Consider the following 13,848-nt stretch of genomic DNA (forward strand, 5'->3'; position numbering starts at 1 on the left):
GTCTCGTCCGGACCCATCGGGGGCGTTCCGGACGAGACGAGCGTCAGCCGCGGATGCGCAGGCCCTTGGGCGTCGGATGGAAGCCCGCCGCCTCCAGGGCCGTCGCCAGAGGCGAGTCGATGATCGCCGCCCCGTCGGCCCGTTCGACGGTGAGCTTGCCCAGCGCCCCGTCTCGCACCGCCTGGGCCAGCGCGTCGACCGCCGACTGGAGGTCGTCGCCGTCGAGGCCGCCTTCGGCGCCTTCTCCAGTGCCGAAGGAGAGCAGCGTTTTGCCGCCGCGCTCCACATAGAGCACGAGCCGCCCCTCGACCAGGATCACCAGCGCGCCCGCCTTGCGGCCCGGCTTGTGCGTGATCTCGCCGGGCCGCTCGGGCCAGGGCAGCGCCGCGCCGTACGGGTTGGCCGGATCGGCGGCGGCCAGCACGACCACGCGCCGGGGCGCGCGCGGCGGCGGGGTCGTCCACAGGTCCTCCAACGCGGGGGCTCCGGCGGCGGGCGGCGCGGCGGATCCGCTCGGGGACATGGCGCGCATCCGGTCCACCGCGCCGGGCAGCGCGAACTGCGCGCCGCCGAGCCCCTCGACGAAGTAGCCCCGGCGGCAGCGGCCGCTCTCCTCGAACGCCCGCAGTACCTGGTAGACCGCGGAGAACCCGCCCGGTAGCCGTTCCGCGCCCACCGCGCCCCGCGTCAGCACGCCGTGCCGTTCGAGCAGGACCTCGGCCTGCGCGTGCGCCCGCTGGGTGCCGTCGTCGGCGGGAGCGGGCAGCGGCCACCACCGGCCGCTGACCGTCGGCGGCCCGCTGCGCGTCGGCAGCACCGCGCGCCGGCGGCGGAGCGAACGGCTCGCCGGTGGCCGGTGCGCGGGCCGCCCGGAGCCGAGCGCCGCCCGCAGCGGAGCCAGCGTGTCGCCGGTGACCCGCCCGGACCAGACCAGGTCCCACAGCGCCGCGGCCAGGGCCGGGTCGTCCGGAACGGCCTCGCCCGGCCCGGCCGCGCCGATCGCCAGGGACGCGACCCGGTTGGACAGCTCACGGAAGAAGAGCGCGCCGCCGCCGCCCAGCACGCTCAGGATGCCCTCGTGCAGCGGCGTCATCGTGATCTGGGCGGGCTCGGGGAGCAGCAGTGGAGCCGTGTCGGCGAAGTAGAGCGACACCCAGCCGTCGCCGCCCGGCAGCGATCCCTGACCCGACCAGATGACGTCGCCGGACGCGGTCAGCTCGTCCAGCAGCGCGGGCGAGTAGCCCGGCACCCGGCCGGGCAGGATCAGCGTCTCCAGCGCCGAAGCGGGCACCGTCGCCCCCTGGAGCCGCTCGATCGCGTTGACCAGGTCGTCCATGGCCCGCGCGGGGCCGCCGCGACGCCCTCCGTCGGCGCCGTGCTCGTGGGACGGGCGGGCGGGCGCGATGCCGTGCCAGGTGGGCAGGAACGTGGCCAGCGTCTCGGGCGGGACCGGCTCCACCTCTTTGCGGAGCCGGGCCAGCGACCTGCGGCGCAGCATCCGCAGCACCTCGGCGTCGCACCACTCCTCGCCGCGCCCGCCGGGGCGGAATTCGCCCGAGACGACCCGTCCGGTCGCGGCCAGGCGTCTCAGCGCGTCGCCGACCACGGCCACGCCGATCCCGAACCGGGCGGCGGCCGTGTCGGCGGGGAAGGGACCACGCGTTCGGGCGTGCCGGGCGATCAGGTCGGCCAGCGGATCAGGCCGTGCGGTGGAGCCGGGACCCGAGGCGGCGGCCGGAGCGTCGAGGAACTCCTGCGGGATCCCGACGGGAAGTGGGGTGCCGAGGGCGTCGCGCAGCCGCCAGGCGTCCTCGACCGCGGCCCACTGCTCCTCGCCCGCCACGCGCACCCGGATGGCTCTGCGGGCCCGCTCCAGCTCGGTCAGCCACGCGGGGTCGCCCTCGCGGATCGACACGTCCTGCGCGAGCAGCGGACCGTGGGTGCGGAGCAGGTCGGCCAGATCCTCGGGATCGCGGAGCGGCCGGTCCAGCCGGGCCAGCTCGCGCTCGACCTCGGCGATCACGTCGGGGTCGAGCAGCTCACGCAGATCCGCCTGGCCGAGCAGCTCGGCGAGCAGCGCGGTGTCGAGGGCCAGGGCCTGCGCCCGGCGCTCGGCGAGCGGCGCGTCGCCCTCGTACATGAACGCGCCGACGTAGTTGAACAACAGCGACGCGGCGAACGGCGACGCCTGGGCGGTCTCGACCTCGACCAGCCGGACCCGCCGGGCCGCGATGTCGCGCATCAGCCGGACCAGGCCGGGCACGTCGAAGACGTCCTGAAGGCATTCGCGCATGGTTTCGAGCACGACCGGGAAACCGGCGTACTTGCTCGCCACGGCCAGCAGGTGCGCGGCGCGCTGGCGTTGCTGCCACAGGGGCGTCCGCCGCCCCGGCGTACGGCGGGGCAGCAACAGGGAGCGCCCGGCGCACTCACGGAAGCGGGCGGCGAACAGGGCCGAGCCGCCGAGCTCCTCGGTGACGATCTGCTCGATCTCGTCGGCGTCGAACGCCGCGACGTCCGAGGGCGGCTCGTCGAGCGTGTCCGGGATGCGCAGCACGATGCCGTCGTCGGAGTGGATCGCCTGCACGTCGAGGCCGTACCGCTCGCGCAGCCGCCGCCCGATGGCGAGCGCCCACGGCGCGTGCACGCGCGCCCCGTACGGCGAGTGGATCACCACCCGCCAGTCCCCCAGCTCGTCGTGGAAGCGCTCGACGAGCAGGGTGCGGTCGTCCGGCACGTATCCGGTGGCCTCGCGCTGTTCGCCCAGGTAGGACAGCAGGTTGCCGGTGGCGAACTCGTCCAGCCCGGCCTGTCTGACCCGGGCCGCGGCGGACGCCTCCGGCTGCCCGCCCGCGCCGGACGCGGGCACCGCCGGCCGGTCCTTCCCAGCGGCCTGCCGTCGCGGCGGCAGGTCCCGGTCCGCCGTACGCGACGCCGGCCGGTCCTTTTCATTGGGCTTGCGGCCGCCGTCGGCCGGGAGCCCCGCGCCGGACAGCTCCCGGATGAACGCGCCGATGGCCCGGCCCAGCTCGGCGGGGCGCCCGGGGGCGTCACCGTGCCAGAACGGCAGCTTGCCCGGCTGGCCGGGGGCGGGGGAGACGAGCACGCGGTCGGCGGTGATGTCCTCGATGCGCCAGGACGTCGCGCCGAGCACGAAGACGTCGCCCACGCGGGACTCGTAGACCATCTCCTCGTCCAGCTCGCCGACCCGGGAGGCCCGCTCGCCGACGAGGAAGACGCCGAAGAGCCCGCGGTCGGGGATCGTGCCGCCGTTGGTCACGGCCAGCCGCTGCGCGCCGGGCCGGCCGCGCAGGGTCCCGGTCACCCGGTCCCACACGATGCGCGGCCGCAGCTCGGCGAACTCCTCGCTGGGGTAGCGCCCCGCGAGCATGTCGAGCGTCGCCTCAAGCGCGCTCCGGGGCAGCGTCGCGTACGGCGCGGCCTTCTTGACGAGGGCCTCCAGCGAGTCCACCGTCCACTCGTCGAGCGCGGTCATCGCGACGATGTGCTGGGCCAGCACGTCGAGAGGGTTGCGCGGGTAGCGCAGCTCCTCGATCTGGCCGCTCCTCATACGTTCGGCGACGACCGCCGTCTGGACGAGGTCGCCGCGGTACTTCGGGAAGATCACCCCTCGGGAGACGGCCCCGACCTGGTGCCCGGCGCGGCCGATGCGCTGCAGGCCGCTGGCCACGCTCGGAGGCGACTCCACGCACGCGACGAGATCGACCGACCCCATGTCGATGCCCAGCTCCAGGCTGGAGGTCGCGACGACGGCGGGCAGCCGGCCCGACTTCAGCGCCTCCTCGATCTGGGACCGCTCCTCCTTCGACACCGAGCCGTGGTGCGCGCGCACGATCTCGACGGGCGCGCCGCGGGACGCCCCGGCCTGCGCCATCATCTCGGCCGGGGTGCCGAGAGAGCCACGGGGCCGTGACCCGGCGGTCCCGTCGTCGATGGCTCCGCCGTGACCCGGTGGCGGCGCGGACGCCCCCTCTCCCCACGGAGACCCCGGACCGCCGGGACGGCCCGGCCCCGCCGCCGGCTCGGCGGACGCGCGTTCGTCCGCCAGTTCGTTGAGGCGGGTGCAGAGCCGCTCCGAGAGGCGGCGGGAGTTCGCGAAGACGATCGTGGACCGGTGCGCCTCGATGAGGTCGAGCAGGTGCTCCTCCACATGCGGCCAGATGCTCCGCCGGTGCTCGGCCGGCTCGCCGTCCATGCCGGGAGGAGGAGGCGCCAGCTCCGTCATGTCCTCGACCGGGACGACCACATCGACCTCGATGACCTTCTCCGAGGGCGGCTGGACCACCGTGGCGGGGCGTGATCCGCCGAGGAAGGTCGCCACCTCGGACACCGGGCGTACGGTCGCGGAGAGGCCGATGCGCTGCGCGGGACGGGGCAGCAGCGCGTCGAGCCGCTCCAGGGACAGCGCGAGGTGGGCCCCGCGCTTGGTGGCCGCGACCGCGTGCACCTCGTCGACGATGACCGTCTCCACCCCCCGCAGGGCTTCGCGCGCCTGCGAGGTGAGGATGAGGAACAGCGACTCGGGTGTGGTGATCAGGATGTCCGAGGGCCGGGCCGCGAAGCGGCGCCGGTCCTCCGCCGAGGTGTCACCCGATCGGATCGCCACGGAGATCTCCGGCGCGGGGAGGCCGAGCCTACGGGCGGTCTGCCTGATCCCGGTGAGCGGCGCGCGCAGGTTCCGTTCGACGTCGACGGCCAGGGCCTTGAGCGGGGAGACGTACACCACCCGGCACAGCCGTCCGGGCGTTCTGTCCGGCTCCGGGGTCGCGCCGGCGTGCTCGACGGCGAGCCGGTCGAGCGACCACAGGAAGGCCGCCAGCGTCTTGCCCGAACCGGTCGGAGCGACGACCAGCGTGTTGTCGCCGCGCGCGATCGACGACCAGGCGCCCTCCTGCGCGGCCGTCGGCGCGGCGAAGGCGCCGGTGAACCACTCCCTGGTCACCGGCCCGAAGTGGTCGAGCACGTTCATCGGACACCCACGGCGGCGTACGGGCCCGGCCGGCCGGGGCGAAGAGGAACCGCGGAACGGTCTCGCATGGTGGTCTCCAGGTTCTCCCGGCTCTCCGGTTTCTCCAGGTCTCGGGTCGGGCGGTCAGGTCAAGGCGGTCAGGTCAAGGCGGTCAGGTCGGGTCCCGGTCGTCTCTCTGGCACATCCATCCGTGCCCCGCGCGGCCGGGCCGCCGGAGCGACGTTCGCGCGTTGTCGTGGCCCGTCGCCCGTCGCCCGTCGTCCGTCGCCCGTCGTCCGTCGCCCGTCGTCCGTCGTCCGTCGCCTGTCGTCCGTCGCTCCTCGCCCGTCATCCGTCACGCTCGCGCCGCCGGCACCGGAACGGGCGTCCCGGACCGACGTTCGCGACGCGCGCCTTCGACGGGCTTCCCGCCGGTGTCCGTCGAGCGGCATCCGTCGGATGCCCAAGCGATTGCCGACCTGCGGCCGACCGTCCGCGCCGGTGTTCGCCGAGCGGCGCCCGCGGCTGGAGCGCAGCCACCGCGTGGTCACGCACCGGGCCGACGGCGGGCCGTCGGCGGGTTTCCCAGGGGCCTCTCTCAGGCTATGGCCATCTCTCGCGTAACGGCCCACAACTGCCCGGATCCGCGCATGTGCGGCGGCCGTCACGCCGCCGCCTCGATCTCCAGCACAGCGTCGTGATCGTCGAGCCTGCGCTGCCGGGGACGGCACGAAGGGGCCGGGGAGCACTCAACGTCGTCCTCCACATCAGGGGGCGGCGGGGCGTCGCCGCGGGCGAGGGATGTCAGGTGGCCATCATGCATCCAGCCTCCGACAAAAACGGATGCGATCTTCTCCGGCTTCCCCAGCCGGCGGGCGCGCGGAGCCGCATCCGGCGTCGTACACGGCGTTTTGTGCGGCCCGACTTCCCAGATGCGTTGATTATTCGGAAAAGAGGACATGCATACCGCTATGGACATCGACTACGAGGCCATCGAGCGGGAGCGGTCCCGAATCCGCGAACGCTACCTGCGCGAGAACCGACCGCCGAGCAGCGCAAGGGGACTCCACCACTTCGCGCTGCTCTCGTCCGACCCGGAGCGCACGATCCGGTTCTACCAGGAACTCCTGGAGTTCCCCCTCACCGAAATCTTCGAGAACCGTGACTACAAGGGGTCCAACCACTTCTTCTTCGACATCGGCAACGGCAACCTGCTCGCGTTCTTCGACCTGCCCGGCCTCGATCTCGGGCCGTACCAGGAGGTTCTCGGTGGGGTTCATCACATCGCGATCTCCGTCGAACCCGCGACCTGGGAGCGGTTACGGGGCAAGCTGGAGGCGGCCGGCGTGCCGTACCAGATCGAGAGCGGAGCGTCGATCTACTTCCGCGACCCGGACGGCGCCCGCCTCGAGCTGCTCGCCGACCGGCTCGGCGAGATGTACGGCTCTCCCGTCATTTGAGGCCGCTCCGGCGCGGCAGCATACTTGGGGGATGCGCCTGACCGATTTCTGGAGCCGTATGCACCGCCACTTCGGCGAGGCGTACGCCGAATCGTGGGCGAAGGACTATGTCATCGCCGCTCTCGACGGCAGGACCGTCGAGCAGGCCCTCGCCGACGGCGTGGGCGCCAAGCAGGTCTGGCGAGCCGTCTGCACGGTCGTCGACGTGGACCCCAAGCTTCGCTGATCAAGCGCTTCGCGCCCACCTCGCGCCTGGACGCGCGTCCGTGGCATCCCACCCTGGTCATACGCACTCGGAGGCCCGGTCCCACCCTGGTCGTACGCGCCCGGAGCCCCAAATGCGACCCCTAGATACCGATTTGATACCTTTCGTGACGTGCGGATGACGAAGTTCACCGACCTCGCGCTCCGGGTGACCATGCGCTTGGCGGTGACGGACGGAGCGGAGGAGCTGCCCACTTCCAAAGAGGTGGCCGCTTCCGTGGCCGCGCCGTACACGCACGTCGCCAAGGTGGTCAGCCGGCTGCAGCACCTCGGCGTCCTGGAAACCCGGCGGGGGAGGGGAGGCGGTCTCGAGATCACCGGAGCCGGCCGCGACGCCTCCGTCGGCTGGCTCGTGCGCCAACTGGAAGGCGCGGATGACGTGGTCGGGTGCGACGACGAGCCGCTGCCCTGCCCGTTGCGAGGAGCGTGCCGCCTGCGCGCCGCGCTGCGTGACGCTCAGGAGGCGTTCTACTCCTCTCTCGATCCGCTGACCGTACGTGATCTGGTCGGAGACTCCTCCAGGCCGGTGCTCCTCCAGCTGCTCACCTCCCCGCCTGCCTGACCTCGCCCATAGTCCCTTCCGGCTGCGGTGAACGGCTCAGTCGTAATTGGTATCTGAAAATCATGTTAAGGAGTTCGTCATGCTCTCAGCGGAATCGGCCGCCGTCGTCCGCGCGACTCTGCCCGCCGTCGGAGGGGCGATCAACGACATCACCCCGATCTTCTATCGCAAGATGTTCACCGCCCATCCGGAACTGCTGCGTGACCTCTTCAACAGGGGCAACCAGGCCAACGGCACACAGGGCCGGGCGCTGGCCGGCTCCATCGCCACCTTCGCGGTGGCGCTGCTGGAGCACCCGGACACCCGTCCCGAGCAGCTGCTCGAGCGCATCGCGCACAAGCACGCCTCGCTCGGCATCACCGCGGAGCAGTACGGCATCGTGCACCGCCACCTGTTCGCCGCGATCGCCGAGGTGCTCGGGGACGCGGTCACCCCGGAGGTGGCGGCGGCGTGGGACGAGGTCTACTGGCTGATGGCCGGCTCGCTGATCGCCCTGGAGGCGCGCCTGTACGCCGAGTCCGGCGTCGCCGACGGCGATGTGTGGCGGCCGTGGCGCGTGGTCGGGCGGGTCGAGGAGACCCCTGACGTCGCCACCTTCATGCTGCGGCCCGCCGACCGCGGCCCGACGCCGCCCTTCCGGCCCGGCCAGTACGTCTCGGTCCAGGTCGAGCTCGCGGACGGGGCGCGCCAGATCCGGCAGTACAGCCTGTCCTGCGCGCCGGGCGGCTCCGACCACTGGATCTCGGTCAAGCGGGTGGCGGGCGACCCCGAAGGCGAGGTCTCGAACTGGCTGCACGCGAACGCCCACGAGGGGGACATCCTCCGTGTGAGCGCTCCTTTCGGCGACGTCGCCCTCGACGAGGGGGACTGCCCCCTGCTGCTCGCCTCCGCGGGCGTCGGCGCCACCCCGATCATCAGCATGATGGCCCACCTCGCCGCCACCGCGACCACCCGACCGGTGACCGTGGTGCACGGCGACCGCTCCCCGCTCACCCACCCCTTCCGCGGCGAGCTGGAACTGCTCACCGAGAAGATCCCCCAGGCCGTCACGCACGTCTGGTACGAGGAGCCGGAGGAGGGGTGGCCCGCCGAGCGTACGGGCCTGGTCGACCTGGGCGGCGTCGAGATCCTCGACGGCACCCGCGCCTACCTCTGCGGGCCTGTGCCGTTCATGCGCTCGATGCAGGAACGCCTCCTCGACCTGGGCGTCCCCGCCGACCACATCCACTACGAGGTCTTCAGCCCGGACGCGGGGCTCTAGCGCATCGACCATGAGAGTCGTCGACGGCTCCGCTTGATCGACACGAAGACCTCCGGTGTGGTGGAGATGCCCGAGATCCATGCCATACACGGAGGTCTTCGTGTTTCACCGCGATGCCCGACTGACGGTTCACGGCAGGTGACTGCCGGTCCGACGCGTCCTGACCGGGCGACCGCCGGGCACGTGACGGCAGACCCGGGCATCCCCGCTCCGCCAGGGTTCCCGAAGGCCGGGTGTGGTTGCGGGTGCGCATGTGCCTCAGTCCGCCATCGGTTGACGAATAGAACGACTGGTCGATATACATTGCTCGTATACCGAACGTTCTATCTCCTAGGAGACCGTGTGCCCGAGCGCACCACCGCCGACGTGATCGACCGGTTCAACCAGGCTTTCGTCCACCACGACCCGTCCGTGCTCGCCGACCTGATCGGTGACGACTGCGTGATGGAGTCCGTCCAGCCGGCACCCGACGGCGACCGGCACGAAGGCCGCGAATCCTGCCTGGCGTTCTGGCAGGCGCTCGCCGAGGACCGCACCACGCAGTTCGAGCCCGAGGAGGTGGTGGTCGCGGGCGACCGGGCGACGATCCGCTGGCGCTACCGCTTCGGCGACGGTCCCGCCGACTCGGTGCGCGGGGTGAACCTCATGCGCCTGCGCGACGGGCTGATCGTCGAGGCCCTCGGCTACAGCAAGACCGCCGGCGAGATCCCGCCGGCCGCCGAGACCGGCCTGGACGACTGAGCGCCGGGCGCCGAGAGCGGAAGGAACCCATTCATGCGGAGCTATCACCTCGACAGCGGCGCCGGGCTGGACGGCCTGTCGATCAGGAAGCACGAGGACCCCGTCCCCGGCCCGGGACAGGTGCTGGTCGCCGTACGGGCCGCATCGCTGAGTTTCCGCGAGCTGATGGTGTTGCGCGGCGATTACGTGCTGCCGGTGAAGCCGGATGTGGTGCCGGTGTCGGACGGAGCCGGCGAGGTCGTGGCGCTCGGACCCGGTGTGAGCTCAGTGAGTGCCGGCGACCGAGTGACGGCCACGCTCTTCCCCAGCTGGCAGGACGGCCCGTTCGCGGTCGAGCACCTCGCGCAACTGGGCGGTTCCCTGGACGGCATGCTGACCGAACTCGCGCTGCTCGACGAGAAGGCCCTTGTGCCGGTTCCCGCGCACCTCTCCTACCAGGAGGCCGCGACGCTTCCCTGCGCCGCGGTCACAGCCTGGAACGCCCTGACCGGCGACGGTGCCGGGCTGCGCGCCGGCCAGACCGTCGTGCTGCAGGGATCCGGCGGGGTGTCGCTGTTCGCGCTGCGTTTCGCCAAGGCTCTCGGAGCCCGCGTGATCGCCACGACGAGCGGCCCGGCGAAGGCGTCGCGCCTGGCCGAGCTCGGCGCCGACGAGGTCGTCGACTACCGGGCCACGCCCGACTGGCCCCGCGAGATCCGTGAGCTGACCGGAGGACGCGGCGCCGACCGCGTCGTCGAGGTCGCCGGTCTGCTGGAACAGTCGCTGAAAGCGGTCGCGATGGCGGGCCATGTCGCCTGCGTGGGCTTCGTCTCCGACACGGCGCCGCCGATCGACCCTCGGGTGCTGTTCGCCTCCGGCGCGACCCTGCGCCCCGTCGCGGTCGGCAGCCGTGCGCAGTTCCTCGAGATGAACCGCGTCATCGAGGTCAACGGGCTGCGTCCGGTCATCGACCGGGCGTTCGCCTTCGACGACGCCCTCGCCGCCTACCGGTACTACGCCTCAGGGGAGGCGTTCGGCAAGGTCGTCATCACCATCTGAACCATCCGACCCCGGTCCGCCTCAGCCGGTGTGGGAGAGCAGCTTCGTCACCGCGTCGGCCGTCTTTCCCGGGTCCTCGGCGTTCTCCTGACCGTCGGGAGACCACAGGAACATCCAGCCGTCGATCGTCGGCGCGGCGAAGATGATCGTCTGGTTCCCGGTCTCGGGGTGCCACACCCAGAGGACGGGGTCGTCTCCGCCCAACATGCGGCCGACGAGCCCACGCTCAGGGAGCCGTCCGGCGAGTGCCTCCAGATGCGTACGTCGCTGCGGTCCGTAGGTGCTGGTGCTCGTCACATGGCCGCCTTGAGGGGAGAACCGGCTTTCCCTCAGGATCGCCGCAGGTCACCGGCCAGGCAACAGCGGTGATGGAATGCCCGTGAATGTGACTTTGTGGTTGGGGTGGGGGGGCGGCGCGGCTTGCCAGGTGTCGGGCGGACCGATGTGTAGCCCTGGGGACCGGGCCGTCTCCGTGCCCTGATCCCGCACATCAGCGGCCGCGCCGCGGCCGGGCGGGGCCGTGCAGTACGGCATCGGCGGACGGCACGCCGACTCGCCGTACGCTCCCGATGTGATCGAACAGTCGTTCGGCTATATTTGAACCCGCCGCCGCAGGGTGTGCCGCGTCCGCCCGGCAGCCGCAGCCGCTTTCCGGGACTCCTCGGTGCTTCCCGGGGCGTTCGGCATCGGTTTCCGGGTGCCGGCCTCCGGATCTCCGGAAAATGTCGGTGGCACCCCGTAGCTTTCCGGTGACCAACAGACCACGACCCCCAGGGGGCACCCAATGGCAATCAACGACCGCGAGAAGGCCCTTGAGACCGCCCTCGCGCAGATCGAGCGGCAGTTCGGCAAGGGCTCCGTGATGCGTCTCGGCGACGACGCACGCGCCCCGGTCGAGGTGATCCCCACCGGTGCGATCGCCCTCGACGTGGCTCTCGGCATCGGCGGCTTCCCGCGCGGTCGCATCGTCGAGGTCTACGGGCCGGAGTCCAGCGGTAAGACCACCGTCGCGCTGCACGCCGTGGCCAACGCCCAGCGGGCCGGCGGCATCGCGGCGTTCATCGACGCCGAGCACGCCCTCGACCCGGAGTACGCGAAGAAGCTCGGCGTCGACGTCGACGCGTTGCTCGTCTCCCAGCCCGACACCGGTGAGCAGGCCCTTGAGATCGCCGACATGCTGATCCGCTCCGGCGCGGTCGACATCATCGTCATCGACTCGGTGGCCGCTCTGGTGCCCAAGGCCGAGATCGAGGGCGAGATGGGCGACAGCCACGTGGGTCTGCAGGCGCGTCTGATGTCCCAGGCTCTCCGCAAGGTCGCCGGCGCGCTCAACCAGACCCGCACCACCGCCATCTTCATCAACCAGCTCCGCGAGAAGATCGGCGTCATGTTCGGCTCGCCCGAGACCACCACGGGTGGTAAGGCGCTGAAGTTCTACGCCTCGGTCCGGCTGGACGTCCGGCGCATCGAGACGCTCAAGGACGGCACCGAGCCGGTCGGCAACCGCACCCGCGTGAAGATCGTCAAGAACAAGATGGCTCCGCCCTTCCGCCAGGCCGACTTCGACATCCTGTACGGCATCGGCATCTCCCGCGAGGGCGGCCTCATCGACATGGGCGTCGAGCACGGGTTCGTGCGCAAGGCCGGTGCCTGGTACACCTACGAGGGCGATCAGCTCGGCCAGGGCAAGGAGAACGCCCGCAACTTCCTGAAGAACAACCCGGACATCGCGGACGAGATCGAAAAGAAGATCAAGGAAAAGCTCGGGGTCGGGCCGCGTCTGGACGCTGCCGCCGAGCCTCCCGCCCCCGCTCCGGCGGCAGCGGCTCCCTCCGGCGGACGCGGATCCAAGGCGGCGGCCACGCCCAAGCCGGGTGATGTCTGAGCGCGGCCGTGAGGCGTGACGATTCTCCCGGCCCCGCTGACGAGCCGTGGCCGGGAGACGCCGAGTTCGGGCTTCCGGCGTCGGGTGTCCCCTCGCTGGAGGCGCTTCGGGAGGAGATCCGGGCGCGCGAGCGCGGGTTCCGCTCGGAGCGGGCGGCCCCCGGGGAGCGACCTCGTCGTTCCTCGAGTGGTGCCGGTCGCGCCGGCGCCTTCGGGGATTCGGACGCCTTCGACGGCGCGGGAGCCCGCGACCGCCGGAACCCGGACGACCAGGCCGGAGCTCCTCACAGCGGGAGCGTTTCCGCCGACGGCGACTTCCCGGAGTCACGAGGCCCCGAGCGGAAGCGTCGCTCCCGCCGTGGGGGTGGTGCTTTCGGTGGTGGGGACCTCTTCGGGGAGTCCGGGCAGGAGGGTTCGCGTCGTTCTCGCCGCAGGCGCGGTGCTTTCGACGGTGAGGACTTCTCCACGGAGCATGAGCCCGAGCGTGAGCGTCGCTCTCGGCGTGGGCGTGGTTCTGCCCGTGATGAGGAGTTCTCCGCGGAGCACGGGCCGTCCGCCGACCCGGAGGCCGTGGCCAGGGCGATCTGCCTTCGGCTGCTCACCATGGCGCCGAAGACCAGGGCCCAGCTCGCCGAAGCCCTGCGGAAGCGGGAAGTGCCCGAGGAGGCCGCGCAGGCCGTGCTGGAGCGCTTCTCCGAGGTGGGGCTCATCGACGACCAGGCGTTCGCCGCGGCGTGGGTCAGTTCCCGGCATGCCGGGCGCGGTCTCGCACGGCGGGCGCTCGCACAGGAGTTGCGGCACCGAGGGGTGGACGAGGACACCGTCAACGAGGCCGTCGATCAGCTCGACCCCGAGCAGGAGGTGGAGACGGCGCGCAGACTGGTCGCCCGCAAGCTTTCGGGCACGCGCGGCCTCGACCCCCAGACCCGTACGCGGCGGCTTGTCGGGATGCTCGCCCGCAAGGGGTACGGTCCCGGGCTCGCCTTCCGTGTCGTCCGCGAGGCGCTCGAAGGCGAGGGCGGCGAGGTCGACGACTTCTTCGATGGCGACCTGCGGTGACGGTGCGGTAGGCGTGTTCGGGTGCTCCCCGGCGAACCTGGTCAAATGCGGTCGGCTGTGGACGGCTGTCCCGGGTGGCGACCTTTCCGGCGATGAGGGTGACCTGCGCCGAGGGTGTGCCGGGCGGGCTGGCCGAGATGGGGGGCGCCTGTGTCGGCGCCGCGATCTCGTCGTCCCGGTGATGAGGGTGCCCTACGCCGAGGGTCTGTCGGGTGGGCTGACCGAGGTGGAGGGCGAGTGCATCGGCACCGTGATCTCGTCGTCTCGGCACCATGTGGGGTGCGCCCGGTGCCATGGGGTGCCTCCCGCGCCGCGCGGGTTCGGCGATGAGTGGCGACTCGCGGAGAGGGCGTGTCGAGAGGGCTGACCGGGCCCTCGCCGCGCGCCGGACAGGAGCTCGGACCGTTTCTGGCGCCGGATCTGACCGGGGAAGCGATTTGACGCCACTCCTTTGCTTGCCCGTTACCTCGCTGACGCTTAATCTCGACCGCAGTGAGGAGTTACTCCGCAGTGCGGATTGCCATATCGGTGGATAACAGAACGAGAGATATCGACCGGCTTGCCGGGCATGACGGCAGCCCTCCGGGCTGCCGGATTTCACGACGTTCCG

Annotated in this window: 11 protein-coding genes; 8 read left to right on the top strand and 3 right to left on the bottom strand. The window is 71.9% G+C overall.

All coding sequences use genetic code 11. From position 1 onward, the window contains the following. Nucleotides 1-43: 43 nt before the first annotated feature. Nucleotides 44-4,990, bottom strand: a complete 4,947-nt coding sequence (locus AWQ68_RS31375) for an Lhr family helicase (protein WP_066947367.1) — start codon at nt 4,988-4,990, stop codon at nt 44-46. Nucleotides 4,991-5,633: 643 nt separating this feature from the next. Further along, nucleotides 5,634-5,792 (bottom strand): hypothetical protein, encoded by a 159-nt coding sequence (locus AWQ68_RS42945; protein ID WP_157545981.1) that lies wholly within the window; start codon nt 5,790-5,792, stop codon nt 5,634-5,636. A 136-nt stretch (nt 5,793-5,928) separates the two neighbouring features. Between AWQ68_RS42945 and AWQ68_RS31380 the strand changes: the two genes are divergently transcribed. The 6 genes from AWQ68_RS31380 (at nt 5,929) to AWQ68_RS31405 (ending at nt 10,295) form a co-directional block, all read left to right on the top strand. Beyond that, nucleotides 5,929-6,429 (top strand): VOC family protein, encoded by a 501-nt coding sequence (locus AWQ68_RS31380; protein WP_245656264.1) that lies wholly within the window; start codon nt 5,929-5,931, stop codon nt 6,427-6,429. A gap of 31 nt (nt 6,430-6,460) precedes the next feature. Then, on the top strand, nt 6,461-6,655 hold the full coding sequence (locus AWQ68_RS31385; RefSeq protein ID WP_066947374.1) for a DUF3046 domain-containing protein: 195 nt from the start codon (nt 6,461-6,463) through the stop codon (nt 6,653-6,655). Between the two features lie 150 nt (nt 6,656-6,805). Continuing rightward, nucleotides 6,806-7,255: an RrF2 family transcriptional regulator gene (locus tag AWQ68_RS31390; RefSeq protein WP_066947377.1), complete on the top strand. Its 450-nt coding sequence runs from the start codon at nt 6,806-6,808 to the stop codon at nt 7,253-7,255. A 79-nt stretch (nt 7,256-7,334) separates the two neighbouring features. After that, complete coding sequence (locus AWQ68_RS31395; RefSeq protein ID WP_066947380.1) at nt 7,335-8,516, top strand: globin domain-containing protein; 1,182 nt, start codon at nt 7,335-7,337, stop codon at nt 8,514-8,516. A 342-nt stretch (nt 8,517-8,858) separates the two neighbouring features. Continuing rightward, the gene (locus AWQ68_RS44420; protein WP_066947383.1) at nt 8,859-9,257 is read left to right on the top strand and encodes a nuclear transport factor 2 family protein; all 399 of its coding nucleotides are present in this window, start codon (nt 8,859-8,861) and stop codon (nt 9,255-9,257) included. Between the two features lie 33 nt (nt 9,258-9,290). Continuing rightward, entirely contained in the window at nt 9,291-10,295 is a 1,005-nt protein-coding gene (locus AWQ68_RS31405) for a zinc-dependent alcohol dehydrogenase family protein (protein ID WP_066947385.1), read from the top strand. Nucleotides 10,296-10,316: 21 nt separating this feature from the next. Here the strand turns inward: AWQ68_RS31405 and AWQ68_RS31410 are convergent, their stop codons facing one another. Continuing rightward, complete coding sequence (locus AWQ68_RS31410; protein WP_066947388.1) at nt 10,317-10,592, bottom strand: hypothetical protein; 276 nt, start codon at nt 10,590-10,592, stop codon at nt 10,317-10,319. Nucleotides 10,593-11,079: 487 nt separating this feature from the next. Between AWQ68_RS31410 and recA the strand changes: the two genes are divergently transcribed. Both recA and recX read left to right on the top strand, forming a co-directional pair. Then, entirely contained in the window at nt 11,080-12,180 is a 1,101-nt protein-coding gene (gene recA, locus AWQ68_RS31415; RefSeq protein WP_066947390.1) for a recombinase RecA, read from the top strand. 569 nt (nt 12,181-12,749) lie between these two features. Further along, entirely contained in the window at nt 12,750-13,238 is a 489-nt protein-coding gene (gene recX, locus AWQ68_RS42950) for a recombination regulator RecX (protein WP_066947393.1), read from the top strand. Nucleotides 13,239-13,848 lie beyond the last annotated feature (610 nt).

The organism is Microtetraspora fusca (assembly GCF_001570365.1).
GTDB lineage: Bacteria > Actinomycetota > Actinomycetes > Streptosporangiales > Streptosporangiaceae > Microtetraspora > Microtetraspora fusca.